Origin of the sequence: Zooshikella ganghwensis (genome assembly GCF_018263875.1) — a bacterium.
Lineage (GTDB): Bacteria > Pseudomonadota > Gammaproteobacteria > Pseudomonadales > Zooshikellaceae > Zooshikella > Zooshikella ganghwensis.
The window spans coordinates 1-26,226 of record NZ_JAEVHG010000015.1; the positions used below are offsets into that span (position 1 = coordinate 1).

Annotated in this window: 38 protein-coding genes; 10 read left to right on the forward strand and 28 right to left on the reverse strand. The window is 41.8% G+C overall.

The genetic code is table 11. From position 1 onward, the window contains the following. From KHS79_RS18165 to KHS79_RS18300, 28 genes are all read right to left on the reverse strand, one after another. Positions 1 to 289, reverse strand: a 289-nt coding sequence (locus KHS79_RS18165; RefSeq protein ID WP_212720817.1) for a hypothetical protein, incomplete at its 3' end; no start/stop codon positions are given. After that, positions 280 to 561: a head-tail joining protein gene (locus tag KHS79_RS18170; RefSeq protein WP_212720818.1), complete on the reverse strand. Its 282-nt coding sequence runs from the start codon at positions 559 to 561 to the stop codon at positions 280 to 282. The genes KHS79_RS18170 and KHS79_RS18165, both read right to left, overlap by 10 nt. Positions 562 to 615: 54 nt before the next feature. Beyond that, a complete protein-coding gene (locus KHS79_RS18175; protein WP_212720819.1) occupies positions 616 to 1,614 on the reverse strand; it encodes a major capsid protein in 999 nt (332 codons plus the stop codon). Positions 1,615 to 1,738: 124 nt separating this feature from the next. Beyond that, on the reverse strand, positions 1,739 to 2,107 hold the full coding sequence (locus KHS79_RS18180; RefSeq protein ID WP_212720820.1) for a head decoration protein: 369 nt from the start codon (positions 2,105 to 2,107) through the stop codon (positions 1,739 to 1,741). Then, positions 2,091 to 3,380 carry a S49 family peptidase gene (locus KHS79_RS18185; protein WP_212720821.1) on the reverse strand — a complete coding sequence of 430 codons (1,290 nt, stop codon included), beginning with the start codon at positions 3,378 to 3,380 and terminating at the stop codon, positions 2,091 to 2,093. Before KHS79_RS18185 ends, KHS79_RS18180 begins: the two co-directional genes overlap by 17 nt. Next, positions 3,377 to 4,897: a phage portal protein gene (locus KHS79_RS18190; RefSeq protein WP_212720823.1), complete on the reverse strand. Its 1,521-nt coding sequence runs from the start codon at positions 4,895 to 4,897 to the stop codon at positions 3,377 to 3,379. Before KHS79_RS18190 ends, KHS79_RS18185 begins: the two co-directional genes overlap by 4 nt. A 212-nt stretch (positions 4,898 to 5,109) precedes the next feature. Further along, positions 5,110 to 5,310: a gpW family head-tail joining protein gene (gpW, locus tag KHS79_RS18195; protein WP_212720825.1), complete on the reverse strand. Its 201-nt coding sequence runs from the start codon at positions 5,308 to 5,310 to the stop codon at positions 5,110 to 5,112. Further along, complete coding sequence (locus tag KHS79_RS18200) at positions 5,307 to 7,361, reverse strand: phage terminase large subunit family protein (protein ID WP_212720827.1); 2,055 nt, start codon at positions 7,359 to 7,361, stop codon at positions 5,307 to 5,309. The genes gpW and KHS79_RS18200 overlap by 4 nt, the downstream gene beginning before the upstream one ends. Further along, on the reverse strand, positions 7,342 to 7,821 hold the full coding sequence (locus tag KHS79_RS18205; RefSeq protein WP_212720829.1) for a DUF1441 family protein: 480 nt from the start codon (positions 7,819 to 7,821) through the stop codon (positions 7,342 to 7,344). Before KHS79_RS18205 ends, KHS79_RS18200 begins: the two co-directional genes overlap by 20 nt. 176 nt (positions 7,822 to 7,997) lie before the next feature. Further along, positions 7,998 to 8,501, reverse strand: a complete 504-nt coding sequence (locus tag KHS79_RS18210; RefSeq protein WP_212720831.1) for a hypothetical protein — start codon at positions 8,499 to 8,501, stop codon at positions 7,998 to 8,000. 31 nt (positions 8,502 to 8,532) lie between these two features. Continuing rightward, complete coding sequence (locus tag KHS79_RS18215; RefSeq protein WP_212720833.1) at positions 8,533 to 9,072, reverse strand: hypothetical protein; 540 nt, start codon at positions 9,070 to 9,072, stop codon at positions 8,533 to 8,535. A 55-nt stretch (positions 9,073 to 9,127) separates the two neighbouring features. After that, the gene (locus tag KHS79_RS18220; RefSeq protein WP_212720839.1) at positions 9,128 to 9,265 is read right to left on the reverse strand and encodes a hypothetical protein; all 138 of its coding nucleotides are present in this window, start codon (positions 9,263 to 9,265) and stop codon (positions 9,128 to 9,130) included. 150 nt (positions 9,266 to 9,415) lie between these two features. Continuing rightward, the gene (locus tag KHS79_RS18225) at positions 9,416 to 9,817 is read right to left on the reverse strand and encodes a hypothetical protein (RefSeq protein WP_212720840.1); all 402 of its coding nucleotides are present in this window, start codon (positions 9,815 to 9,817) and stop codon (positions 9,416 to 9,418) included. 534 nt (positions 9,818 to 10,351) lie between these two features. After that, positions 10,352 to 10,795 carry a macro domain-containing protein gene (locus tag KHS79_RS18230; protein WP_212720841.1) on the reverse strand — a complete coding sequence of 148 codons (444 nt, stop codon included), beginning with the start codon at positions 10,793 to 10,795 and terminating at the stop codon, positions 10,352 to 10,354. An 85-nt stretch (positions 10,796 to 10,880) separates the two neighbouring features. Further along, complete coding sequence (locus KHS79_RS18235) at positions 10,881 to 11,582, reverse strand: hypothetical protein (protein ID WP_212720843.1); 702 nt, start codon at positions 11,580 to 11,582, stop codon at positions 10,881 to 10,883. A 149-nt stretch (positions 11,583 to 11,731) separates the two neighbouring features. After that, positions 11,732 to 12,208: a hypothetical protein gene (locus KHS79_RS18240; RefSeq protein ID WP_212720845.1), complete on the reverse strand. Its 477-nt coding sequence runs from the start codon at positions 12,206 to 12,208 to the stop codon at positions 11,732 to 11,734. Positions 12,209 to 12,270: 62 nt separating this feature from the next. Further along, positions 12,271 to 12,696: a DUF2750 domain-containing protein gene (locus KHS79_RS18245; protein WP_212720846.1), complete on the reverse strand. Its 426-nt coding sequence runs from the start codon at positions 12,694 to 12,696 to the stop codon at positions 12,271 to 12,273. 403 nt (positions 12,697 to 13,099) lie between these two features. Beyond that, positions 13,100 to 13,498 carry a phage antirepressor KilAC domain-containing protein gene (locus KHS79_RS18250; RefSeq protein WP_212720847.1) on the reverse strand — a complete coding sequence of 133 codons (399 nt, stop codon included), beginning with the start codon at positions 13,496 to 13,498 and terminating at the stop codon, positions 13,100 to 13,102. Beyond that, on the reverse strand, positions 13,498 to 13,845 hold the full coding sequence (locus KHS79_RS18255) for a BRO-N domain-containing protein (RefSeq protein ID WP_212720849.1): 348 nt from the start codon (positions 13,843 to 13,845) through the stop codon (positions 13,498 to 13,500). The genes KHS79_RS18250 and KHS79_RS18255 overlap by 1 nt, the downstream gene beginning before the upstream one ends. Before the next feature lie 53 nt (positions 13,846 to 13,898). Continuing rightward, a complete protein-coding gene (locus tag KHS79_RS18260; RefSeq protein ID WP_212720851.1) occupies positions 13,899 to 14,120 on the reverse strand; it encodes a phage holin in 222 nt (73 codons plus the stop codon). A gap of 15 nt (positions 14,121 to 14,135) precedes the next feature. Next, complete coding sequence (locus tag KHS79_RS18265) at positions 14,136 to 14,546, reverse strand: 3TM-type holin (protein ID WP_212720853.1); 411 nt, start codon at positions 14,544 to 14,546, stop codon at positions 14,136 to 14,138. Between the two features lie 2 nt (positions 14,547 to 14,548). Further along, a complete protein-coding gene (locus tag KHS79_RS18270) occupies positions 14,549 to 14,959 on the reverse strand; it encodes an N-acetylmuramoyl-L-alanine amidase (protein WP_212720855.1) in 411 nt (136 codons plus the stop codon). Between the two features lie 91 nt (positions 14,960 to 15,050). Then, positions 15,051 to 16,367: an anti-phage deoxyguanosine triphosphatase gene (locus KHS79_RS18275; protein ID WP_212720857.1), complete on the reverse strand. Its 1,317-nt coding sequence runs from the start codon at positions 16,365 to 16,367 to the stop codon at positions 15,051 to 15,053. Positions 16,368 to 16,663: 296 nt separating this feature from the next. After that, positions 16,664 to 17,236 (reverse strand): hypothetical protein, encoded by a 573-nt coding sequence (locus KHS79_RS18280; RefSeq protein ID WP_212720858.1) that lies wholly within the window; start codon positions 17,234 to 17,236, stop codon positions 16,664 to 16,666. A 61-nt stretch (positions 17,237 to 17,297) separates the two neighbouring features. Further along, the gene (locus tag KHS79_RS18285) at positions 17,298 to 17,870 is read right to left on the reverse strand and encodes a hypothetical protein (protein WP_212720860.1); all 573 of its coding nucleotides are present in this window, start codon (positions 17,868 to 17,870) and stop codon (positions 17,298 to 17,300) included. 155 nt (positions 17,871 to 18,025) lie between these two features. Then, on the reverse strand, positions 18,026 to 18,454 hold the full coding sequence (locus KHS79_RS18290; protein ID WP_212720861.1) for a VRR-NUC domain-containing protein: 429 nt from the start codon (positions 18,452 to 18,454) through the stop codon (positions 18,026 to 18,028). Next, a complete protein-coding gene (locus KHS79_RS18295; RefSeq protein WP_212720862.1) occupies positions 18,451 to 19,278 on the reverse strand; it encodes a replication protein P in 828 nt (275 codons plus the stop codon). The genes KHS79_RS18290 and KHS79_RS18295 overlap by 4 nt, the downstream gene beginning before the upstream one ends. After that, the gene (locus KHS79_RS18300; RefSeq protein WP_212720876.1) at positions 19,208 to 20,134 is read right to left on the reverse strand and encodes a DnaT-like ssDNA-binding domain-containing protein; all 927 of its coding nucleotides are present in this window, start codon (positions 20,132 to 20,134) and stop codon (positions 19,208 to 19,210) included. The genes KHS79_RS18295 and KHS79_RS18300 overlap by 71 nt, the downstream gene beginning before the upstream one ends. Before the next feature lie 657 nt (positions 20,135 to 20,791). Here KHS79_RS18300 and KHS79_RS18305 point away from each other — a divergent pair. The 10 genes from KHS79_RS18305 to KHS79_RS18350 all read left to right on the forward strand — a co-directional run bounded on the left by KHS79_RS18305 (position 20,792) and on the right by KHS79_RS18350 (position 25,943). Next, positions 20,792 to 21,220 carry a helix-turn-helix transcriptional regulator gene (locus KHS79_RS18305; RefSeq protein ID WP_212720878.1) on the forward strand — a complete coding sequence of 143 codons (429 nt, stop codon included), beginning with the start codon at positions 20,792 to 20,794 and terminating at the stop codon, positions 21,218 to 21,220. 229 nt (positions 21,221 to 21,449) lie between these two features. Next, on the forward strand, positions 21,450 to 21,899 hold the full coding sequence (locus KHS79_RS18310; protein WP_212720880.1) for a helix-turn-helix transcriptional regulator: 450 nt from the start codon (positions 21,450 to 21,452) through the stop codon (positions 21,897 to 21,899). After that, entirely contained in the window at positions 21,869 to 22,261 is a 393-nt protein-coding gene (locus KHS79_RS18315) for a hypothetical protein (RefSeq protein WP_212720882.1), read from the forward strand. The genes KHS79_RS18310 and KHS79_RS18315 overlap by 31 nt, the downstream gene beginning before the upstream one ends. After that, entirely contained in the window at positions 22,258 to 22,470 is a 213-nt protein-coding gene (locus tag KHS79_RS18320; RefSeq protein ID WP_212720884.1) for a hypothetical protein, read from the forward strand. Before KHS79_RS18315 ends, KHS79_RS18320 begins: the two co-directional genes overlap by 4 nt. Before the next feature lie 77 nt (positions 22,471 to 22,547). Beyond that, positions 22,548 to 23,228 (forward strand): hypothetical protein, encoded by a 681-nt coding sequence (locus KHS79_RS18325; RefSeq protein WP_212720889.1) that lies wholly within the window; start codon positions 22,548 to 22,550, stop codon positions 23,226 to 23,228. Positions 23,229 to 23,281: 53 nt separating this feature from the next. Next, positions 23,282 to 23,719 carry a hypothetical protein gene (locus KHS79_RS18330; RefSeq protein ID WP_212720890.1) on the forward strand — a complete coding sequence of 146 codons (438 nt, stop codon included), beginning with the start codon at positions 23,282 to 23,284 and terminating at the stop codon, positions 23,717 to 23,719. A gap of 4 nt (positions 23,720 to 23,723) precedes the next feature. Beyond that, positions 23,724 to 23,921, forward strand: a complete 198-nt coding sequence (locus KHS79_RS18335) for a hypothetical protein (protein WP_212720891.1) — start codon at positions 23,724 to 23,726, stop codon at positions 23,919 to 23,921. A gap of 48 nt (positions 23,922 to 23,969) precedes the next feature. After that, positions 23,970 to 24,281, forward strand: coding sequence for a hypothetical protein (locus tag KHS79_RS18340; protein WP_212720899.1), 312 nt, complete (start codon positions 23,970 to 23,972; stop codon positions 24,279 to 24,281). Between the two features lie 15 nt (positions 24,282 to 24,296). Continuing rightward, the gene (locus KHS79_RS18345) at positions 24,297 to 24,683 is read left to right on the forward strand and encodes a hypothetical protein (protein ID WP_212720901.1); all 387 of its coding nucleotides are present in this window, start codon (positions 24,297 to 24,299) and stop codon (positions 24,681 to 24,683) included. 6 nt (positions 24,684 to 24,689) lie between these two features. Beyond that, complete coding sequence (locus KHS79_RS18350; protein ID WP_212720903.1) at positions 24,690 to 25,943, forward strand: site-specific integrase; 1,254 nt, start codon at positions 24,690 to 24,692, stop codon at positions 25,941 to 25,943. Positions 25,944 to 26,226 lie beyond the last annotated feature (283 nt).

The following is a 26,226-nucleotide window of genomic DNA, read 5'->3' on the forward strand; positions in this document are numbered from 1 at the left end:
CTTCGTTGACCTTACCAAAATAACCTAACCCTACCGGATTAACACCCAGCCAGACCTTAATTTTACCTTCGGCATACACTGTGGTGACACGTACTCGGTGTTTTTTAAACAGGTTTTTCTTTACCCCGGAGGCATCGACCACCGCTTGGATTAATAACCGTTCGATAAAGGTCGTGTATTTACGTTGGGCACGTTTAATGGCGCGCTTCACATCGACGTGCGTGCGATCTAATCCCATTAACACGTCATTCAGTGAGTCATTAATATCAACCGCGACTTTTAACGCCATCGACTCCCCTCCTTCGGCGCTTCATAAGGAGATAATTTAATAATGGCGATACCGGTATCTTTTTTTAATGGCGGCCAATTAAGTTGGAATTTCTGCTCGTCGATTACCACATATTCATGCTGTTCAAGCGTGCTTAACTCATTGACCGAAACATGTAATTCAGGCGTCGCATAATGTAATTGGATTTTATTCAGCTTCCCTGCCTGATCCCGCCAATAAAAAATACCGGTAATGGTCTGGCCATCCGTTAACATAATCGGACGGCCATACATGGTCATACGCTCCCGATTCAGCTCCTGTTGTAGGCTTTGGAATACACTCATAGCTTATTTTAAAACGTCAGTTAATAACGCCGAGCCATTGGGTCTGGCAGGTACCACTAACGGTGCAGATTGGGTCATCACATATTCCACCGACGGATCTTCCTGCACCCAGGATTTAGGGAAGGTACGCATAGGCCGTAATACTTTGACATCCATTATGGCACCAAAGCACTGCACACCTTCCACATCACCCACAGGCATCACCACACCTTCAGGTAAAAACGGCTGCATGTTGCCTGCATCATCCTGATACTGACGACTATCGCAGTGTAATTTTAAGCGTCCACCACCAAGCGAACCGACAAACACGACATCATCTGCAGCGGTTTGGGGACCACGATCAATGCTCGCATTAGTACCGGCCACTTGGGTATCCAATTGGTCCATTAGCTGTTTATTTTTACGCATGGATTTCCATACCGCTGGCCCAAAATAAATATCCTTGGCTTGCGAACCACCGGGAACGGAAGCCATGGCTACACTAATTTCTTCGATATCATCGACGATGGGCGCATCAACGGCGGTCCAAGGTTTTTTGGCTTTAATGGTCAGCGCCCCGTTTCGACCATAATTGACTTCGCATTTGGGATAATTTTCACCACTGATGGTGACTTTGCCATACAGTAAACTTTGCACCGCCATCCATTCCAAACGATTATCAATGGCTTCGGCCTGTTGGATAAATAATTCCATTTTGTAAATATTATAACGCTGTGCTGGGGTTAAACTGCCTAAATACGCTTCACCGACACGGCGCTTCATCATCGGTTGAGGTTTAACGGCATTTTTCGGTTTGATATACGCAGGCTTGAAGCTTTTTACTTCATAGCCTTGATCCGGTAGTGGTCTACCTTCCAACATCGGCGATACAAACGGCGCAAGACGTCGTTCACCAAACACTAATTCAAAATTAATTTGCTCCTCCTGTGATTCATAAATCGAGGAAAAGTATTTATTTAAATAATACGGAAACGGTTTTTTCTTGAATTCGATCGTACGCACCAGCGTAATCGTATCGCGGTCGATATTCACGGTCATGGCAGTAATTACCTATTAAATAAGCGATGTAAGAAGTGTTTTAAGAAGGTGGGAGGTGAGTAATAAAAGCGAGGATTAAAACAGTCATTTATGTATAACTAGGCGTTTTTAGAAAAATCCCACGCTCACGAAACGGTTGCATAAGGGTTTGTTCCGTATGACCATTGCCTAGGTGCAGTGCGGCAGGATTAAAACAACCAGAGGTATACACACCTGTAGATTGTGCTTGGCTTTTCGCATCCACGGCATACGCTAAAATACAATCGGGCACCTGGCTACCATCAGTCGCAGCCGCATCGGATAACACATATTCACCTTTATCATTACGGCCTAACACCGCATTCGCGGGTAATTGCTGCCCTTTGGCAATGGTGACAGTGATGGTATTAACCTCAGTTTCGCCGGTCATTAAGGGGACTAATGGTTGAACAGAATAATGATTACTGGCGGCATGCATGGCTGTTATCTCCTGTGATTAATTCAAAATCAGATAACATTTGCTGAATCGCGGATTTAGGTTCATTTGTTTTTTCAGGGGTATTTTCTGAAGGAATATTCGGGTGCTGATCATTATTCATGTGTTGGGTAAAGGCATTTTGCGTGGTGTTTTCTTTTTTGGGTGCTGACGCTTCCGCCTTAGGTAAGGTTTCCAGTAACGCTTTGGCATCCTCTGCAGCCATACCAGATTTAACCAGGTGTATTGCCGTGGTCATTCGGCCTTCAGCCGCTTCGCACTGCAGAATACTTAAGCAGCGCTTTCGTTCTTGCTGGATCGCATTGGCTTTAATGGCATCCGTATCAACCGGCTCTACGACAGGTTGAGTCTGTTGTGCATTTACTTTGGGTTCAGTGGGTGTAGTCATAATGGCCCTTGTATCGTTCAGGTGGTGAGTGAATACCGTCAGCACTTGGCTGGCTGGTAAAATCTGGTCAATTAAACCTATTTCTTGGGCTTGTTCGGAGGAGTAAATAGCAGCTTCTGTTTTACGTATCGCACTCGTCTCTAACTGACGATTTCTTGCTACCGTATCGACAAATAAGGCATACAATGAATCAACTTCTTGCTGAAAGCGCTCTTTAACGGCATCGGGTAGTGGCTGAAATGAATTACCATCGGCCTTATGCGCACCGGCATGGATAAAGGTGACATGAATACCCAGCTTTTCGTGGGCTTTACTCTGATCCACATGGGCCATGATCACGCCAATGCTGCCGGTTTGTGCGGTTCGAGGTGCAATAACATGGTTAGCACCTGAGGCAATGGCATAAGCGGCACTGGTCGCTTGTTCATCCACTAACGCCCAGACCGGTTTAACCTGTCGTGCTTCATAAACTGCATCGGCTAAATCCATGCAACCATTGGCACTGCCACCCGGGCTATTAATGTCCAGTAAAATACCACGCACGTCGTCATCTTCTAATGCGGTATCCAACTTGGCTTGTATGCCATCATAGCCCGTCATCCCGCTATAGGGATTTAAATAGCCATAACGGTGGGTTAACGTGCCTTCCACAGGAATCACCGCAATGCCATCCTGGATTTGGTAAAGCTTTCGCTCACGGGCTTGATAATTCGCAGCACTGGCTTTTAAATCGGTCAGTAATAATTGCTCACCATCGGCTAACGTTAAACTCTGTAATTTAAGCCGTTCAGTCAAGGCACCAAAAAAAATCCGGGCATACCCCGGATTCATTAATAATGGTTTATTGATTAATTCATCAAAGATCATTCTGCTGTGGCCTTGTTAACGACTGGATTAGAACTTGAACTAGGAGGTGACAAACCATAGGCTTTAAACTCCTGGGCTTCTCGTTGCCGTTGCTCTAATACCTCCTGATAATCTTTACTAAGTAGCATGCAAATCTCTTCAAAGGTAATGACACCCAGGGCGTATAATCGCTCCAAGCGCTCCACCTCTTTTACGCCATCAATATGGGTTTGGCCTTGCGCGATCCAATAACAGCGGGTCCAAGCTGAAGGGTTTTGATAAAAATTGGCATTACTGGGTAATTCAATCACGCCCTTATTAATCATTTCTTCCAGCCATAACGCATAAATCTGCTGGCAAAACCGGGCGGGAATAATATGCCGGACACTTAAAAAGAATTTCCAGCTCTCCAGCATACTGGCGCGTGCACTGGAATAATTGGTTTTGCTAAAGTCCCGGCTTAATTGTTCAAAGCTGATATTTAAACTGGCAGCAATATGCCTTAACAAGGTGTCTTCGAAATTCTCAAAATACGGGTTGGATTTGGCGGTTTTTAATTCGAGTTTTTCATTAGGAAATAAATGCGGAATACGTGCACCATTATAACGAATATTATTGGCCCCTTGATGATAACTTTGTACCGCTTGCATATAACTGTTCAGCGTATTTTGACCGCCATTATTCATCTCGCCACCACCCAACGCAGACAATACCGCCTGTGGATCAAACTCTGATTGAATCACTGCAGCATACATGGCATTAACAATGGCATTTTGTAAGGTGGCATCCTGGAACTGTTCCAGCATTTTTAGGTTGCGCAAAGTGCTGACAAAGACATTAATGCCCCGCGTTTGGTCCGGGCGTTCAGGCTCAAACACATGCAGGATTTGCAATCGACCCCACGGCTTACGTCGTTTAACCTTTTTCCAGATATAGGCATCTAACGATAAATCGACATCACCTGGATGAGAGCAACGGATATGGTACGCAGTGGCCTGGCCACGAGGACCTAATTCAACACCGGCTCTTAAGCGTTGGGTATCGGCCTGTTCAAATGGATTACTTAAGCGTTCACTGTCGATTAATTTAATACAGGTTTGTGGTCGATGGTTATTTGCATATCGCCGCCATTCTGCAGAGGCTAATATCTCACCTTGGCTGGCATAGTGTCGTACAGACTCTCGTGCCATCATGGTTAAGGTTCTTTTTTCTTCCGCATCAATCCAACAGTCTGGATCTTCTGCCCAGTCGGTAAAACGCGCTTCGACATCCTTGGCCCAATGATTGGCAACCTCTGCATCTACACCCAGTACTTTATAATTGGGTTTGGCCGATAGTCGAAACTGATGACCCACAATATTATCCACATAAATCTGTTCCGCACCATTGGCATAACCATGGGTGCGTTTAATATCCCGTGCCCGACTGTTGCGTAAGGGCATTTCCGGCAAATGTTCACGGTCAATGGACAGTAAGGCAGGTTGCCAAAAATCCATACTTTGCTGGACAGATTGCGTGGATAAAGGACGGGATGCCATGTGTAGGGGTTTTCCCGAGCTGTCAATAATCAGGGACATGGTAATATAGTGAAAAAGTCGATGAGGATAAATTTGACGGTGAATGTCAGTAAAAAAAAGATGTTTTTTATGTTGGCCTTATTTATAGGTACCATTTCGTTAATTATGCTCGCCATGACAGGCTATATTGTCTGCACACTTGATTTTCATTCCAGCCCTTTTTAGTGATTTCGCTAAAATAACACGCTAAATGCTCGCCGTTGTTTGGACTGATTCAGTTCAGCTTCCAACTGGCCAATATAACGCTCTAAATCCTCAGGTTTATGGTAGGTCACCATCGCCCCATCCGCATCACGGATGGATGCCCTTAATTCTCCTGTTTTCAGTTTATGCAAGGCTTGTCGTGCTTCCAATAAACGTTGCTCGGTATTCATCCAAGGGCTCTCCCTAATGCTGATAAATCTAATAGTTTTGGCTTTGAGGCTTCATTAAGATTGGTCACTTCAGGATCAAAAACCAACGTGTTTTCATCCCATGGCTGCGCCCAAGCGGGCGGGTAAGCCCAGTTAATAGTTTCAGCCTGCAGTTTGTGGACACAGGCGCTGTTATAAACGGACAAGTCCCAGGCTTCATTGGGTCCACCCAAAGATTCCCATTTCCCCTCAGCGTTACGAGTTTCAGCCGTGAGTTCTTCATAAAAGCTTAAGGGTAGCCAATCCGGAAAATGAAAATATTTTGGACCGGGTATGTCTCGATCCAATACATTATTTAACGCGTCTTTGAATAAATTGGTGTTCAATAGCTGTAACGGAATATCACCATAGATTTTGGCTTTACGCTGCGAGTTATGGGTATTATCCGGAAAGGTTTCTCGCATTTTTTGCTGAGTATGGCGGTCACCTTTAATCAGCATAAAGCGGTGCTGCAAACCTTGTTTTTTGACTTTGCGGTAAAAGGCATAAGCATTATCCGTCACGCCATCCTCACCACCGGAATCACACGCCACCATGCGTATACCCATTACCCGACCAGAGCCATCGGCCAACGGATAGGCTTTATTCAATACCTTATCCAGCAGTACATCCCAGTCCTCGGCATAAGCACCAGGATGAATCGGTAAACGTTCATTATCTTCATCAGTGCGATACGGGGAATACCGTAACGCTAAGCGATCAATGAGCCATCGCTCTAACCCTTCTCCCCAGCCTTCTACCTGTACCACAAACCGGCGACGACTACCGGCTTGCACATCGATGGCAGCGGTTAAGAACCGGACACCATGAGGTATCGTACGTTTTGTTAAGGGTTCTGCTCGTGCTTTTAAGCCTTTGGCGGTACGCTGATACTCATTAAGAATCGGGAAGTAAGGGCGACCTAAATCGATATTAAAGACTGATTTAAACTTTTCCTGACTTCCTGTTTGTTCATAATGCTGTTCCGCTAACAAGTAGGTATACAACAATTCTTGCCAGGTTTGGTACCCTGCTGCTGGGCCTTCCATCCAAAAGCTGGCATACCGCGATTGTCGTTTTTCCCCAATGACCTCACCTGCCGCAGTTAACTGCTGACCTTCAGCCAACCAACGGCACTGATTGTTAAGCTCATCTTTTTGGCTTGGTTCAATACGCAGCTGACAATGAGGACAGCGCATATAAACACTTTCAGAAGCCTTAACTGGGTCAGTGTGCTTTTCCCAATGCAATCGTTCAAAGATGGGTTGAAACCATTCCTGACAGTGTGGACAGGGCCAATATAAACGTCTTCGATCCCCCTGGTTATATAACCCTAAAATGCCTTGGCAAGGTGGTGCTTCATGAGGGGTACTTGCCTCCCAACGTAAATCAATTATGGGTTTACCTGGAGACGACTCGACTACGGTCATCCCACTCGACATAAAGGTTGTGGTGCGCTTTTTGGCGAGGGTAAACGGATCGCCTTCGGTATCAATATCGACTTTTAAGCGATCATAATCGGTGAGAAAAACATATTTATAGTCTGAGCTGGATAGGATGTTTTTAGTAGGCCAACCGATTTTTAAATAATTGCCCGCCCGAAATATTTTATCATGGACATTGTTGTCATGAGATCGTGGTGACAAACGTTTCGCTAACTCAGGGCTACAGTTAATTGCCCTATCTACCCGCTTTTTGGAGTACTCTTGTGCTTTTTCCTTGGCAATTTGCACAATCAGCATATCGCCCGGATTATGAGCGATAACGTAGCTTAACCAGCCTTCACCAAACGCCAGGGTTTTACCCGTACGTGCCGGACCGACAAAAAAGACAGCGGTATACTCACGACTGTTTAAACAATCCAGTGGCTCGATGATATAAGGGGTGATTTCCGGGGACCATGGATCACTCCCATTGCCGTTATTTTTGGGAACTCTTAAGGTTTGTTTAACCGCCTCACTAACGGATAACCTGCTGGGTGGTTTGATAATTTCAGCAACATCATCGGCAATATTAGTCGTTTCGCAATGCATGTTTTAACTGGTGATACAACGACTGCCGTATATCATTCACAACATTTTCAACGGCTGTTAAAGCTTTAGGAGGTAAGGCACATTTGCGTTCCAAGTGATCTGGCAGGGTCTCACAGGCCTGAATCAGGACTTGAACAACTGTGTTCAGTGTACGTCGTACGTCTTCTGCCTCACAGAGCTGGCTTTCACGCAGCTCAAAATTAAGCCGCTCATTCTCCGCCTGAAACCAGTCTTTACGATCCTTAGGCTTCATTTTTTTTGGGTCATGTAGATCAGATAATTCTGTACTACCAAATAACGCTGGCCCAACCTGGTCAGACGCGTACACATCATAGCCTTTCAGTTTACCAACAGGCTTAATTTCCATCTCTTTCAGTCGCTTTGAAACGGTTTTGCGACACATATTAAAGAGCTGTGCCATTTGGCTAATACTCCATTTTTCAATCAAAGGAGAAGTCATCCTGCTCACCTCAGATGTCGCACCTTTAAGTATCTGTTTTTATTAATGAAAAGGGTATATGGTGGTGCGGCCTATTAGGCCGAAATTTTTGCGTTTATCGCGGGGATTGGACCAGCGTGTTGTAATAAAAGTGTCAGAAGGGACCCGTCGATATTATTTTAATAGCGTTTATAAAACTATTCAATTTCAAGAAGACAAAAATCACAATCATTATTTGCCAGCTCATTTATCGTGCCAGAGCCTATTTCAAACTCCTCAGATACTTGACCTGACATAAAATTTACTAACTCATCAAAGTTACTATTTAAAGCAAAATCTTCGATAACCTCAAAGCTGTTTGTGTATAAAACCTTTTTTGCTCCTAGTTTTCTGCAAATGCCGTTTATTTCACTAATAATTGAACTACGATATTTTTCATCAGCAAGAACTTTAACTCTTGATAACCTCTCAACACAAATCAACTTTCTGTAAAAAGTAACAGTGTAATAGTGAGGCCCAAAAAAGGTAATGCTTCTTTCCTTTAAATACTCTTTCATTATTTCCTGCTTATCTGAAGGAGTCCACTTCCTATTAGAATGCAAAGGCACCCCCTCAAAAGCCTCAGAAAGGTTTAGATTGAAATACCCTAAATCTTGCTCACTAAATGGATTAACAAAATAGATAGCTGTTTCTATACTCATACGATGTTTATTGTAAAAAAATACTATTAACTTAATCAATGTTCTCACTGTAAGCAGATAGCTCATGAACTATGGCTTTAGCTTCATACTCCTTTACTCCACCCTCTCCAACCCATGATGGGGAAAGAAGCAGCAACCACGCAGCGACTCCATAAACAGTTTTGACTTTTTTACTTGCATCAACTGAAACTAACTCAGTTTTATCCTTTCCAAGCAATGTAACTTTATAACCTAGCTCGGCACATCCTACGTAAGGAATGAGTCCTAGTGATAAGACAGTAAGTAGTGGCTCAGCAAAGCATCTTCCTGTATAGACTGACTCCAATTCAACCTCGTATGTCGCGTCTTCCTTACTTGTTGATGCTAATACTACAGTTGATAATTTCTGCTTCATCAATGCTTTTGCTAGTAGTTCCTCAACTTTACCTTCAGGCTTATCAGTTTTAATTTTTACTGGGCCAGTCAAGAGTATTGAATTCGATTGTTTGGAATCAACCTCATCAGGTATTATTTTATATGCAGAGCAAGCTGATAATAAGATAGGAAATATCAGTGATAAAATATACTTCATCTTTATACCGAGTAATAGTCCGCGTAAAAAACCTTGAATGGAATTTTACTCTTTCTTAAATGATTAAAACCTGTCTCAGCCCGCAAGCATAGTAGACAATGAGCCAATTATAGCGAAAAATATAGCCATACACGACTACTTGATTGACTGCTTCTTGTTTAAATTCGCCTGAGTAACGGATACCTTTACCCATGATTTACCTCTTATGGTTTAAGTTACATTTTTACCATAAAGAGTGTCTAAGGTTTTCAGGCCGTACCAGGCGACTTTTTTGCTGAGCTCCAGCGAACGCACAAAAGGTGACAGTTGCTGGGGGTCCGATTGTCTGGCCTTGTTATCACTTTTACTCACGAAACAGTTCTTCCGTTAAAAAATCGATGATGTTTGTAGGCTCAAGATCCATAACTTCATGATGATAAAACTCTTTAAAAAAATAGCCATTCTCAGTTCTTTGATATCCGATCATCCAGCCAGAGTAGTCATCACCAACTAAGACATAGCCTTCTAGTTCTTTAGCTGTTTCTGAATCAAATATTTCGTCTGGATCAATTGGACCACCATAGATTGAAAAACCCATTTGACCATAACTTCCGTACCCAATCTCTTTTAGCAAGGCGAGGTATTCTTCAGGAAGACCGGGAAAGTCCCTAAGGTTCTTATAGATCTCTTCATCGGTAGCCTTAGTAAGGTTCGAATCCGTTAATTCAGACTCTACTTTTTCGCATAATGCTTGAATTGTATTCATGAGTTATAGCACTTAAGTAACCTGCACCACCAAGCGTCAGGTTGACTTATTTGTTATGTGATTTTCTTGATTTGCTACTTTAATGAACTCTTTCAATAATGGATATTTTGAAAAGCGCCCAGATTTTCTTGGTGCATACATTAGATAAGTACCAAACTTAGTCTTGGATCGGAACCATATTTTATAGTATCCGCTAGAAACCATCCTGCTACTCGCTTTAGTTATATTATCCAATCCGATGCTCTCAAACCCATTTTTGGTCTTTACATATATTGAGCTCCCATCAAAGTATATTTCTTTAACTTTTCGTAGGTGGTAAGGAAAATAAAATGCAGCCACTATTATCATTACTAAAGAAACAATGGAATAGGAGGTAATAAAAAGCATATACAAACAAAACGCGAAAAATACTACTGCAAACTTTAGTATGAACTTCGAGTCATCCTTATCCGATATTCGAATATCATCTTCCATACAAATCTCAGTTGCCTCACATAACACCTTAATAAACTGCCCCCCAAGGGTCAGCTTGATTTATTTTTTAGCTGCTTTATACCTTACAATAATTACTTTCGCTTCACTTTCAATTGTCTCAAGCTCTGTAGTTATTAGATTTAGTGACCAATCTTCACCTCGATTACCAGAACCTGTCCCAATTAATGGAAATGCAACACTGGAGAATTTCTCTTTGTTCACTATATTCATAGCATTTCGAACTGAATGGATTACTGAATACTCAGTACCGATCCAAAACATGTTAATACCTGCAACATGAATTATTGCTTTAAATGGCAGACTGCCGGCTGACGTAATCCTAGCTTCACCAAGTGGAATAGCTCCAAACTTTGCCACTTCTTTGAATGGGCCTGTTCCACCTCTTTTTTTAATAGCACCTGATACGCCTTGAGGCAGCAATAGCCACCAGGGAATAATATTCCTATTCCAGCTATTTACTATAACCTCAACATCTTGATCCAAGATGTCTCCATGTACCAATTTGTAATTCATCAGACCCCAATAAAGCTAACGCTTTAATAACCAGACCTAAAAAACCATCAGTTTTTTAGGTCTGGTTGATTTTCTTGTTAGGTTGCCATTCTGCTGTACCGAAGCTGGCATCGTTGAGATATTTTGACCAAACATCAACGCCGAGTTCTTTTGATAAACCGCTGATGATTTTCTGTGCTCTAGCCTCAACTTCATTTGCCCTTTGAAGAAATTTTTCAAAGGGCACTGACACATTGGAGTATTCCTCATCATAGTCAGGGTCGGTCTGCCTTATATGGATATTCTTTCCAACTCGAACAGCATCTATTTGCCACCCCTGATCCAGGTCTAAATATGGTTCTTCCGGGTTATCGTTTAACCAAGAAAAAAACTGCTGCATTTCAGATAGGCTGTCATACCATGGAAAAGAAACATAGACATCTTCTTCGGTATTCCAGAACCATAGCCGCAACCAAAAATCCTGTCTTATTTCGTTGAATGGCTTTTTTAGAGCAACTGACTTTTCAATGATGTTTTTATAGTAAGTAGCGAGCTCACCAACGTTTTCAATGACCTCGCTAGTTCTCGCCATAGTTGGAACAACACGTTCAAAGGGCGGCAGCTCCAAGGGCTCGCGATATTTCTCATCTTGCAATTGCTCATGGTTATTTGAATCACCAATATAAAAGTTATCCTGAAGCAGGAAGCACACTTCAAGATCAAGACTGTCAATTTCTGTTGATTTCTTTACCCAATCCATTTCTCGCTCGATTTTCATTAGCAACCTAATGCCCGCATAAGGGACAGCAAAACGTAGCGGCGATTGGTTTAAACTTAGGCGAAGCACCAAAACTAATCGCCGCGTAGTTTTGATGTCCCAGCCCCCGCTTTTCAGGGGGAGACTTGATGCGCTTGTTAGGTTTCTTGCTACTCTTTCTCAAGAAGGTCACAATCATTAACCACCCAATACCGGCTTTCATCAGGAGTACTTTTAAGCAAATCACCATCGGAAGACCACTCATCCGGAATGAATTTATCAAATATATGCTGCTCGTGGTAAGAGCAATATCTATTTGAATCAAAATCATAAATTACCTGGGGCATAAACGGAGCAATTTGCCACCAATCACCTGTAGGCATGTATGACTCAATTAACTCATTTAGGAAGCTGGTGTCCACCTTTTGAGATGCGATTTTGTTTAGAAATTTATCTATGTTAGATACCGACAATACACCGGTGTCAGCCCTTTCACAATCATCCGACACATAGGATAAATCAAAGCCAGCATCTATAAATGCTTGAGCATAAGTCGCGTTATCGATAACCCAAAGATCAGGCTCATCACACATATAAAATGAGTAAACCCCATGAACTTTGACCATGACGATAAATTCAGTGCTCATAACCGTCCTGAAACCTAACGCGTTGCTAAATTGCGCCGCCAGGCGTCAATTTGAGCAATTTGTTATGCATTTTTTTGTTCCGAAATTTGACGATCCAATTTTGCTATATAGATAGTGAGCATTTCTTTATCCATAGCTTTTTCAATTTCTTCCTTTAAATCCTGTGGATCAAACTCAAGGCCAACCAGATCTCCAGTCCAATTAGTACCGGCTGCTACCCCATCTTCTGCCATGCCCACAAGCCATCGAAAAAGGAAATCGAACAATGACATTGATTGAACTTCATATTCGTTCAATGATTGTTCTTTGGCTCTCTTAGCGTAGGCCTTATCTGAGAAAAACATAATCACATCGCAGTCTTCGAAATCATACGATTCACAAATAGCCGCGCCATTCTCGCCAGACAAATACCAAACCTCTTCTGATGAGACTACTCTACTCACGAATCTCTCATAATTCGCCTGACAAGTTGCACTATCTCTGATCATGTCTCTCCACTTGCATAACTATTAATGAACGTCACTCTGACGCAAGATATTACGTCGCATTGACGTATAACACTCTAATTAATTTTAACTGATTCTCACTATTAGAACCAGATTAATACAATGAAACTTAACATATCTAATTGATAATAATGGGTATTTTGTTTTATGAAGGTGTGTAATACGTCACTTTAGGAAAATTAACCGTCGCTATTTATGAGAGTGATTTTGATGCAGCCCTATAATCAGTCAAGTCTATAATTTACTAAACTAACTGATTAACTTAATTCCTTTAAAAGCATGTTCAGGCTGTATTAAAATAGCACCTCATTTTTTTAGTACCAGATAATCTATAAAAAAAATCCCACCGTAGTGGGCAAGGGACATTACAGGGAAAAGATGTAATTTAATGGTATTGAGCTAATTGATGGGCTATTTTTGCTACGCCTTTAGTTGTTAAACGCACTTGATCAACAATTTTTTCTGAACCATCTTGGCGCTCAATCGCAGTGAACTTATGAACTAAAAAACCTCGTTGAATTTTATCTTGGTAGGCTGTCCAACCAGGTGCGCCTGGGCGACGATAAATCCATTTGTTTGTGGATAACCAACTAAACAAATCCTTTGGCTTCAACTGCAAGTCTTTAGCAGCATTAGTGATACAATAGCTCTCATCCCCCCCTGCTATTTTCTCAAAAGCTTCGACCTTGGGGAGCACTTCTTTAATCTCTTCCTTAGCTGCTTCTAACTGGACCGTTTTTGTTTCAATAACGGATTGAGCCATGAGTAACGCTTTTGCTAACATCAGGCTTGGATCATCTTTTTCCTGACCAGCAATATACCACCATTTTTACGAATACTGGGCAGTACTTCATGTGTTACCCAGCGTTTGAATGCTTTGGCTTCAGACCGACGACTTTTAAGGATAGCTGAGTACAGACCAGACTCGTTAATCGTTTGTAGTTCCTGACTTCCACCAGGGGTATGCATAGTAGACATACCCTTTTCATCATCATCTAAATGCCTAGTCATAGCACTTGGTAGTGAGTAACCAAGAACTTCAGCCACATTTTTAGCCACAAACCAAGGTTCACCGTCTTTGTTAATAACTCGCACTGTTGATGCATTAAATTTGAAAGGTATTATGTCCATTATTATTTTCCCTATTGTTTAAAAAAAAGCCCACCGTAGTGGGCCGTGCACAACTATTGATTGTCTTGATTCTTTGGGTGGTTATTTATCTTCTGATAAAACAAAGCAGATTCGCGTTGGTCTTGCCGATGCTTATAAACCCAATTCACGATAACGGTTATAAACGTCAGTATTACACCGATAATCACCCCCCAGTCTTTTACCGTAAATCCTGCAATAACGGTCACGGCACTGGCCGCATAAGGTGCGTTAGAAATTATCTTCTCGGTAATCATCGGGCTAACCATTGTCTATCGTTGCCGGGCAACACCTTTCATTTTTTCCATAGTCCGAATACCACCTAAACCCAGTAGCGTAAGGACTAAAGTGATCAGCTGGCTGGTATCAATTGTTGGTAGCATCTTGACTACATCAGGGCGATTGGCGAGGGATAACCCAATAATAATCAAGTCTCTTAACACCCAAGCATACGTCAGTAAGCCGACACATAACCATCCTAGTCCAGGCCGCCAACCCGATACAAAAATGGATGGATGCTTAGCTTCTTCTAGTGTGGTTAGGGCTTGGAGGATATGCGGCTGGTTCAGTGTTTCGAGGGTTTTGTTATGGGCTTTTAGTCGTTCTTCATCACTGGTAAATAAATCATCAAGGCCACTCATGATGGAACCAGCAATATCAGGTATTAGCTTATTAATATTCATTTTTACACACGGTTAAACTCATCAATATCACTGACAACAGACCACCAGGATTTCACATCAAAATTAGGACATGTCTTGTGCATATCTAAATCACAATGCCCACACACTTCAGCATCAGGATATTTATCTTTCCATTCGCGTATAACGCGCTCCAGGCTTTGCATCTGCGCATCAGTAAATTGATCACGCCCAACCAAGCACACGCCCAGGCTTGTGCTATTGTGTCCAACTACATGAGCACCGATCCAGTAATCAGGACGTCCACGCTCTACTTGTCCATCACGGCGAATAACACGATGGTAGCCAATACCTACCCAACCTTGACCTGTATGCCAGCGGTGAATATCTGTAGCAGAGTCATCCCTTCCATTGGGTGAGTCAGAGCAGTGCACAACAAGTCGGGTAATGTTCATAGATTCCTTCCTTAAAACAAAAAAAGCCCACTTCTGTGGGCTTAGTTAATATCTTAGAAGCTAATTTGGACTGATACTTTATATTTTTCTTTTAAATCCTATCAAAAATTGACCCTTTTCTTGGACAGAATAGTTTCTCATACATACGAGTAGCATATTCATCTGTCATGCCTGAAATATAGTCACAGACAATTCTTTCTCTTTGATCATAACTACTAGCAGCCCAAACCATTCTTGTAGTCTTGGGTAAAAGTCTTTTGGGATCACTTAAAAAAGCCTCAAATAGCTCATATACAACCTTTTTCCCCTTAAGTTCAAGTTGCTGTACATTATCATTAAAAATGACTTCTCTTTTAACAAGATCAAATATTATATTTTTTATTTTTACTGCATTTTCTTCCATCACAGCTTTGTATTTTAGAATAGGACTGAAGAAACTTTCATCTTCTTCGATCTTAACATTTGTGATCATTAAATTAACTAAAATTCCAATATACTTTTTCCTTCCAAAACTATCACCAAACAAACCTTCAATTAGCTCTTCAGTTATTTTAGGTTTATCAGAAAAGAGTTCTATCATAGCATCCTTAAAAATATTATTTTGTATAATACCTTCCCAATCATCCTTTTTTATCATTCCTAAGGATATAGCATCTTCAAGATCATGCAGTGTATATGATACTTCATCAGCTAAGTCCATAATTGAACAATCAAGTGATTTACAAATCGTTTTTTTATTTTCTAAATAGGTAAACCTTTCTTTATCATCATTAGTAAATGGCCGCAAAATAAAATCAACTATATCTTGATCACAGTCATAATAACATTTAGGTGGATGCCAGTTATTTTTGAAATTTAACCAAGCGGGATTAATAATCTCACTATTGTTATTTTCCACTAGACTATTATAGCTACCAGGGTACTTCAGGATCCCTAGCAACATTCTTCGAGTAGGATTTAATCCTGATCCTTTAGTATGCTTTTCTAATTTTGAAAGAATGCGTAATGTTTGAGCATTTCCCTCAAAGCCTCCATAACTTCTCATGCAATAGTTTAGAGAAATCTCACCACCATGCCCAAATGGAGGGTGCCCAATGTCATGCGCAAGACAAACTGCTTCTAGCAACTTACCATCAGGTAACGCTTCAATTATACTTCTATCATTTTTATACTCATGACGTAAGTAACTCAAAATCCCTGTCCCGATTTGAGCTACCTCTAACGAGTGCGTAAGCCTAGTTCTATAAAAGTCACTTTCTCCTAATCCTAAAACTTGCGTTTTTGATTGTAACCTTCGAAAAGCTGAAGAATGTACTAACCTAGCAAAGTCCCTTTCCCACTCCGAACGACTGTCACGTTGTTTAAATGAAATGTCATCTTTTCTTCTTAACTGAAGATATTCTTCCATAATATCCCCCTAGATTTAAGGTGATCCGTATTATTATTGTTGTACCTTTAAGGGGTATAAATCATATTCATTAAGAAAGTTATACAACTTTTCAATTATATTAAAGATAGAAAGCTTAGAAATACTAAACATACATCCATTGGTTCATGGTATGAGCCATAGTCAGCTCCAAAAACCCTCTTCATAGGACTTTTTGGGGTTTAAATATTAAACAACATGGGAATATTTTCAGGAATAAATTTTTTTAGACGGAATAATGGATTCTGGAAAAAATATACCCCTGAAACGGTACCAAATCAACTTGTTTGTTGAAAAAAATTTATTTTAGTAGAAATGGCTGAGGTAATTTCTGTTTCCCACAGGTAAAACTCTGCTACACACGCTGTATATCGATCATGCCATGTTTTCTTCCATGCTTCGGGCTTCATTCCGCAGAACTTCGCCAAAATTGCTTTTTTGGGTGGTCTTCGACCATTTGAACATGAGCACTTTCGAGCTTTAGCAATGTACACCCCCGTCCCATTGCATGTAGGACAAATATTTTCCCCCACTAACTCATTGATCACCAACCGGCCCAACTGTAAGAAAAAAAACATACTGCGCTTGTCGTCATCCGCAAAAGGAGCACGCCATTTATTTTTCAGTCCAAAAAGAATAACAGCACGCTGCGTAAGTTTATCCAGTTCGTGAATAACTGTTTTGTCCCCCACGTACTTCAGTAACCCAAATAAGTACGCCTCTCGTGATATATCGGCCATCCCTAACGCGCCAGCCACGTCCTCCGCTGTAAGCCTTGAAATTCCGCCAGGTATCGCATCGTGCTGAACAGTTCGATGCCCTAATAACGCCATGACACTTGCGTTGGCCATACATTACTCCTTAAATGGTCTCAGGACATTCATGTCCTCTTGATGTCCTCTAGCTTGTTTATTAAATTAAGTACGCTTTCTTCTCGGCTTCTAACGCGCGTATTTCTTTCTTCAGCCTCAGTACACGTTGTTCATAGTTATGCACGATAACGGCATTAAATGTTTGAAGATCACCAATTCGCAGGCTAGTACGTCGTAATATGGAAGTCTGCATTGCGAGTTCCGCCTGGGTATTTGCCTGGAATATAAATTCAGTCTGTTGCTGTTTTTTAGGATGCTGGCCGTGAACTAATTTCACTCGTTTTTTTCCCTGAACTTCCAACAGTCCCCAACCAGGTGGTAAATCTTCAACCGTTAATAGCCGGGGTGGCGTCATGAAATACCGATATTTACCCACGCTAAATTCGGTGTGTTGTCGAAAAAACTTCTTACGGTCCGCATGAAAGTCCGCACGACTGACTTTAACCTCCACAAGAAAAGAATCTCTACCGCCCCGTATCCAACCTATCGCGTCAGGTTCTTCCAACGTCAACGAGTTGGCTTTCAGCTCGGCAAAAGCAACGGAGCAACCAACCGTTTTTAGTAACCACCGTTTGGCAACCTGGCAAAGTGTTGCATGTGAATATTTATCCATATGTACGTCCTGTAACTGGGTGAGAAACTTTCTCGTTTACTGAGCATCTAACTAATGGTCTTAAATACTGCGTACCTTTCATTGCTTCGTTGTAGTGCTCGGTAGCCCAGAAAGAGCTTACGAAGCAATGACTTTTTCTGCCTATAGCTCAAGCATCAACTGCCGTGATTTAAATTGGCGTATTGAATAATGGTCTCTTTAGCCGCAGCAAAGCCCTTGCAGACAACTGCCATATAGCCGTTCTCTGTTAACCTATTGATCCATTCAAGCTGTGAGTCACTCACTGGCGCACTTTTCGGCGGCGTTGCTTTAAACTCAATGGCAAGTCCGTGATACCCACCACGCGGCTGTAAAATTAAAATATCTGGCACCCCCGCTTTAACGCCCTCGCCTTTCAACTTCTTAGCCACAGCAACATGACGGTGACCACCATTCGGTACATGGAAAGCACAGTCATAAAGTGCTCTGTAACGTGCATACATCCAGATAAATAATGCTTTTTGTTCTTGTCCTTCGAGATCCTGTCGTTTAGCAATATACGCAGGCGTTAAGTGATCTATATATTTCTTTGGTCTTATGCTCATGCTTGGTTAGCTCCATTGGCTAAGCGTGATCTCATCGCCTCTAATGCTGATTTAGCTGACGTCAATTGTTGTAAACCTTGAGCTTTGATTTGCTCCTGAAGCTTAGCTTCGTGGTATCGCTCGTTGATATCCATCAGTGATTGACGCCTAGCGTCTTCTAACGCAGGTCTGACGTCGGGAATTTGCTCCCCGTGTGTAATGCGATTACACAACTGCCGATATAAGCTCTCAAAGGTCTTTCTCAGCGTTTTTACTTCATCACCCTGGGCGCAACGTATACTAAAAAAATCCGTGGCTTTAGCCGCTGCATAGACCGCCTCGTGACTCCAGTTGTGTGTCATTTGCTCGTGGCTATGCCGGGTTACTTCCTGCCAGGCTTGCTCAACCGAAGGTAAACCATGCTGTTCGTGATCAACGGTCGTGCAGTAACGGAGGAAGTCCGCCAACGTGGGTATAAATCGAGATTCAGACTCCGCGCGTTGTATACCCTGCTCCACCTGCGTAGGTGTGAGTAGTTGAAAACGCTCGTTGTTCAACCACTGCAGTTTGGCACTCCGGAGCTTGTAATCCAGGTTAACCCCGTTATTGGCCAACGTGGGGACATCCAGCGGCCAGGCCTTTTTGAACTGCAGGGGCCATACGGTTTCGAACATGCCAAACAGCTTGTTGATCAACGCTCGCTGGGCTTTTGCGGGTAATGCTGACACCGTTTGCGCGTGTTGCTGACCAGGGTCTTCACCTGTCGTCTGCTGCTCACCAGTCTGTGTCTTCGAGTCGTTGACGGAATGAATCGTTTTCTGAAGTAACTGCCGTCCGCTGTGCATAACTCACCTCCATGGTGTGTTTTTCATGGTTGATCATGTTTACCCGAGTGTTGTTTTTCTCATTGAGGGCGTGTTGAAGCTGGTTTTCTCTGGCTTGTTGCGCCTGGCATCGGCGATATTGGTGTCGTAGGTGATTAAAAAATTTGGCATCCCACGACGGGTGTTGTTTACCCTCACCCACCCAGTACAAAACAAATTCATCACGTTGTTCACTGGCAAATTGCTTGGGTATACCTGCGCGAATGAGTTTTGCTTCCAGCAATGGCCAATCAGGTTCCCAATCGTCGGTCATGGGTTTGGCCACCGGATTTTTTTTCGGGGGTGGTTCACCACGGTTAAAAATTTCTAGCGCTGGATCATTTTCCTCACGCGCAGAAGTCGTAGTAGTAGTTATTGGGGATTCTATTGATGGTTTGGGTGTCACAGCTCTGACACCCTCCCCCTTGCAGAGCTTTGACACCCCTTCTGTTATAGGGGTGTCACTAGGTGGTACCCCTATGGTTGTAGGGGGTTCAATTTGACACCCCTCATTTTGTTCGGTCTTTGGCGTGAGTGGTTCTTTACCTGGTTCAGGTTCTTTGGGTTTGGCACCTACATGTAATAAAAAATAATTTGTGCCGTTTGCGCCATTGGTTTTTACTCGAATTTTTTTAGTGAGTAATCCAAGGGTTTCGAGTGATTTAATATGTCGTCGTGCAGTGGATTTAGACATCGAGGATTTTTTAGCAATGGTGTCCATCGATGGCCAACAATAACCTTCGTCATTGGCATTATCTGCCAGAGATAAAAGCACTATTTTTTTATGGGGGTCTAACTGCTGCAGGGAAAAAGCCCAGGTCATGGCTTGAATACTCATACCGCCCTCCTAAAAAAATAGGGAAACCCGTTGTTTTTTTCGTCAGTTTTATCCATAATTACTGAGTCTCTTTATCAATGTTCAAAAACTGCTTATCTCTGGTCGGGTAAGCAGTTTTTTTCTGTCTGAAATTTGTAAGAAAAAACAGCCGTTAATAAATTCAGAGTGAAAAAAATCCTACCGAGCTGTTCAGTATTTTTTCTAATTCATCATCCACAAAAAAATGAAGACAATAAAAATGCTCTCGCCTTTTTTATGAACAAAAGACGTCGCTAATATTTATTGAATTAATGAAAACTTATTTAAGTGAAATGAATTTATGTCCCTATAAGTCCTCCTTGACCAGTCACTGTCCAGATATACAGCACTATCAAGCCTAATGACAATACCCCCCAGATTGGGTATATTGCCTTGCATACAAAGCGTTAGGGGAATGTCCGGTTTAGAGCTTTAACCACATGCAAACTCACCCCCACGGTAATGGGTGACTGAGTTTTATACCTAACCTTTGTACTGGTTTTTATATGGCCGGACACCCCAGGGTGTGCCGGTCTTTTATTGTTTAAAATTTATTACATAACGAACGCTTTTGTCTCAATCTAACACTATGTGACAAAGCTAGCAACCTTAATCATCTAATTCAAGAGCTTTTTGGTTATGAGCGAACTTTGGGAAAGAATTAGAGCCGCAAGAGCTAGTGCTGGCATGACTCAGGAAGAGTTAGCAAGTAGAATCGGTGTGCGAAGACCTACTGTTGGTGTATGGGAAACATCTGACCCCACAAAACGCTCACAACCAAGAGACCGAATGTTAAGAAAAATAGCTGATGCGACTGGTGCTCCATACGGCTGGCTTATTTCAGATAAATCAGAGATAGATGCAGATTTTATAAGTCAAAACCCAGACTTTAAAAACGACTCCTTGGATAGTCGTTTAATTACTCAGAAAAAAAATAACCGTAGAGACTTAGAAAGAGCCTTACTTGAGCTTCATTCATTACTGATACAAGACAAAATTAGTTTTGATGATGCTGAAATCATTATTGCTGTAGCAAATGCTATACGCGGCAGAATCAAGCACGACTAACCTTCCATTTACATCTACATTCTAATCCCCAAAAGAAAACAATTTTTTCTACCACACCACCCGCTTTCCGTACACTAATCCAACAGCATCTAAAAAAATACAAATCAATTCAGTTGGTTAGCTATTAGTTTCGCACCTTACCGTACTTTAAGCGTACCAATAGCGTACTTTTCCTTGCATTCAATTAAATCTGTACGTATATTTAAATCAAGAACAAAGAGAGGCCGCTATGGATAGCACAGTCACAACATCAGATGGACACTGGCAAGCACATCTCACCAATCCTTACCTTGCCCCACGCGAAACACTCTACTGCTTAGGTCTTCTATCTGGGAAAACGGATAAGGCTATTGCACGGGATCATAATATTGAACCTGACAGTGTTAGTCGTCGTATTAAAAATGCTCACTACAAACTCAAGACGACAAACCGCGCCCATCTGGTGGCTGAGCTTATTCGGCTTAAGGTTATCAGGTTAAAAATTCCACCTATGATTGCCATGCTTTTAGCGGTATTCACTATCAACAGTGTGGCAATCGTTGTAAATGACAACCCAAATAAACCCAGACAAGTGCGGGTTATACAGCGCACATCACGACGACCGGAGTATATGTCACTGGATGATGATTACCCTAAAGGAGAAAACTCATGGAAGAGTATGCCACAGTCTATCAGCTAAAAAGCAATGTGGATTATCTTGTCGAACACTTAGTGGGAGGCATATCAACCACAAGCCTTGTTTCATCCACTAATGATTTTAATTGTCGGGTGTGTTTTGTACCCGTCAATGGCTGCAGCACACTGGCCATTGTGGATAACCAATTATTTTTTCGTATTCATCTGCAGATGACATTACCTGAGTTAGATAAGCAATATCCCTATTTTATCAATATATTTATTACCGGGTGTATTAACGCAGAAAAAAGCTTGTTGGTTATCCACAGCAAAAACATGCAGCACACCAGTTTATGCCTGCAGTTATTGTCCAAGGTAGTCAACCAGCAAGATACTGTTGATTGTGTTCTGCAGGAGGCAGCATGAAACCGATGGCCTCCCCTATTCATTCAACAGCCACGTTAGAAGTACATCAGATTAAAAGGAGGAATCAAACAGAAGCCGAATTAGTTTGGGATAAAATATCCAGCGATTATCAACGCAATCAAGAAGTCAATACAGCGCGTTGGCTACGACTTCGTTATTTACTGCGTAAAACTTACCGTAAATTATTAATAGAGCCTGCAGGCTACTAACACGCAACATAAATTTATTTTTTAACACGCTCAGGTATGAGCCACGGCATCTTATTGCCTAAAAAAAGGGGAACGGCATGAAAGAGATGGAAACAGCGGTGGTCAATGCATTTAACAATCTGGCTGACACAGGCGTAATCAATGAAATTATTACTTCAAGCGTTGAACGGTGCGTTAAAAGTATTATTGAAGACTGTTTACGACCTTATTCTGACTTTGGTGATCACCTTAAAGAGACTATTAAAAATACATTAAATATCAATATCGAAAACTTATGCCTTGGTGGTTACAACGATTTTATTCTCAAGGTCATCAAAGCAAAGCTGGACGCAACTGTTTTTGAAGAAGGCCGAAAACAAATTGAAAGCAATCTGGAAGAATTGTTAGCGCCTGCACCAAAGGAAATAAAGTTTTCTGAGCTGATTGAAGACTTTAAAAAGTTCGCAATTGATAAAGAAGTTGAACTAGATGACCGTATTACTCTCAATATCTGTAAATTAAGCTCACTTTCATTTATTTATTTTGATGAAGAATCCGGTAAAAGCGATTATCAGTGTAAGTTCCAAATTACAATAAATGAAAAAGACCACACAATAAACTCAATAGAAATTGATGGCGATAAATATAGAGAAAAGCTATTTATCGGTAAATTATACGATTTTGAACGAGACTTATTTCAGCTGTATGCGGCAGGTACCAAGCTTATCCCGGACTTTGATGAAGTAGATCCTTACTACCCTGATCGTGAAGAGTATTAACCTGGATTCTCCACAGTAAGCCCCCTTGTGAAATCAATACAGGAATTAATATTGTGAGTTCAACAGCCGAAAGCAATTCCGTACAAAACTTTTTTGACACGTTGTTTAAAGACATTCCTCGGGAATTAACACTTTCCGAGCTGATTAATACGTTCAAGCTGTATGCGGGTATTGTAAGAGGAAAACCTGTTAGCCAGATTTCATTTCACACGACCCAGCTAAAGCTTGTGTCGATCATTTATTTTGACTCACAACCCGATATACAAGACTACCACTGTAAATATGCCCTTGTAGTGGATAGCAGCGGTAAAGCTATTTCACTCCAGACTGGCAAGCTTGTTGGATTTGAGCGTTATTTATTCCAGCTACAAGCCGCCTGCACCAAGCTCATCCTGGATTTTGATGTCGTAAATCCATATTGCTCAGCACATGAAGAGTTGCAACAGACGTTATCCACAGGCAGCGCTTTTACTACATTAACGCAGGAATAAAGCAATGAACCCCACAACCAAGGATAAAAACGGATTTATTCCCTGGAAACCGAATACACGCGTTATCCGTTATCAACATGAACGGAGAAGAGGTATGCAGTTTCTGGCAACAGAGCTGTCACTGGATCTGGCTGCAGGGCTTGCTAACCAGGCTATCAGTAACATGCTCAGCTCGGTTAAGAATGAGGATACAACACAGTAAACGTATAACACTTGCCTAGACATGGGCAGTAAACACAGGAAGTGCATCATGTTGATATTAGGTCGCCAAGTTGGACAGTCTCTGCGGGTAGGAGACTTCCGACTTATTCTTCGGGGTAGAAACCCAAAGGATGCCGAAATAACCCTGGTTTATGGCCATCGCGTGCGCATTATGACCGTTGCCTACACACTGGCTTTTAAGTTGGGTAAGTCGATCACCATCACCCCCTACCCTCACCGGGGTAATGAGTTCATCAATGAAAGAGCAATGAACCAAGTGAACTTTCATATTCGTGCACCTCGAGATGTACCCGTGATACGGGATGAGATTGAAGCAACTCGAACAGCACAGGAGCACTGACCACAGGAGGGTTACATGCTCAAGTGGATAAGAGCAACAAAGTTCAGGGAATTATTCAACGTGAGTGTCAGAGACTTCACCCAACTAAGAACAAAAGGCCTATGGATTGAAGACCGAGAATACAGGAAAGCTGCTGACGGTAATTTTTGGGTGAGCCTGACCTATCTAAATGAATTTACAGAACACTCTACAGAGGGATTGGAGGAAGACATGCTACAGTGGGTTAAACTTAAAAAATACTATGAACTATCAGGCGATACAGCCAACGCATTCAATCATAAAAAAAGCCGAGGAATCTGGAAAGAAGGCTGTGAATTCCGAAAAGCTGCGGATGGTGTCATTTGGATCAATCTTAAAGAAGTAAACAACTTCGCCGCCAAAAGTGTTTATAAACATCGGTAAGCAGCCATGGATGATATAAAAGAAATCATTGAAAGCTTGGATATCCCTAGTGGGCTTGAAGTTCGTTTACTTAAAGCAGCCGTCAGTATCAGAATTTATTTTTCTTACCGAGGGGTTAAGTGTCGTGAAACGATATCCAATCGTAAAGTACCTAAAATTGAAGCCCCTTCGCACAAAAAACAGTTTACGAGTGACCTCAAAAAAGACCTTGCGTATGCCGCTAGTAAACGCGGTACCATTATCTACGAGATACAACGTAGGACGTTTAAATATTCAAACCATTTCCCTGATTCCAAACGCTGCACGATGTTCGGTGAAACATACCATGATGGAGTTACTGTCGGCGACCTACTTGACGGATATCTTCAGAAGGTTGACCAGCTAAAGGAAAGGAGTACTGCACGAAACTATAAAAAATCTGTCACCGGACAGTTATTACCTGTGTTTAGGGATATCCCAGTGCAAGAGTTACAGGCAAAACACATACGGGACTGGATTTATACTAAGAGCCTGTCATGTAAACGAAAAACAATTGTTAATCACCTGATACCACTAAAGCAGGTATTGAAACAGGCAGTAACCGACCGGATCATTCTCAGAAGCCCTTTGGAAGATATCGACTTAGACCAGGAAATTATCAAAGAGGCCAAGGAAAGTGATTATGAATGTGACCCCTTTAGCCTGCAGGAAATCGAGCAAATACTGTCGTGTATGAAAGGCCAGGTGCGTAACATATTTACCACCGCATTCTTTACCGGTATGCGGACCAGTGAACTGATTGGCCTTACCTGGGAAAAGGTAAACTTCAGGGAAAACTATATTCTTGTGGATCAAGCTAAAGTTGACGGTGTCATTAAAGGGACAAAAACAGGCAAGAAAGGCGTTCGCAAGGTCATCATGCTTGAACCAGTAAGAAAAGCATTAGAGGACCAGGCAAATTACACTCTTAACCAGGATGCCTTTGTCTTCCATCACCCAACTCAGAATAAACCCTGGGAAAACGATAAACAACTGCGTATGACAGGCTGGAGACCGGCCATCAAAAGCTCCGGAGTTCGATACAGAAACCCTTATCAAACTAGACATAGCTATGCATGTTTGATGATCGCTCAGAATGAAAACCTTTTCTGGCTAGCTGGGCAGTTAGGCCATCGAGGGATTGAAATGCTTAATAGGCACTATGGCTCTTTTATCGAGCAAACAGGTGAAAAGTATCAACCTAAAAATGAGTTTGATATTGTATCGCGTGAGCTATACTAACCTGATTATTGTTATAATTTAAGCTTATCCACCTGATGAAAGAAATTGGCATTATACTTTTTGGATTTATTGTATGGTTTTTATGTGAGTATAAACGAGGCAAGATAGAGACTAGTTCACAGCTATCTCTATCATTGAAATTCATTGGTCCGCTCTTCAGTTTAGCTTGTTCGATTATAAGCTTCTTACTCTTCATCAGCTAGCGACATTTTAGCTTATACAGGCTGTAAAAAACACAGGTTTCACATGTTTGCCAATAGATCGCCATAAATTTAGAAGCTGT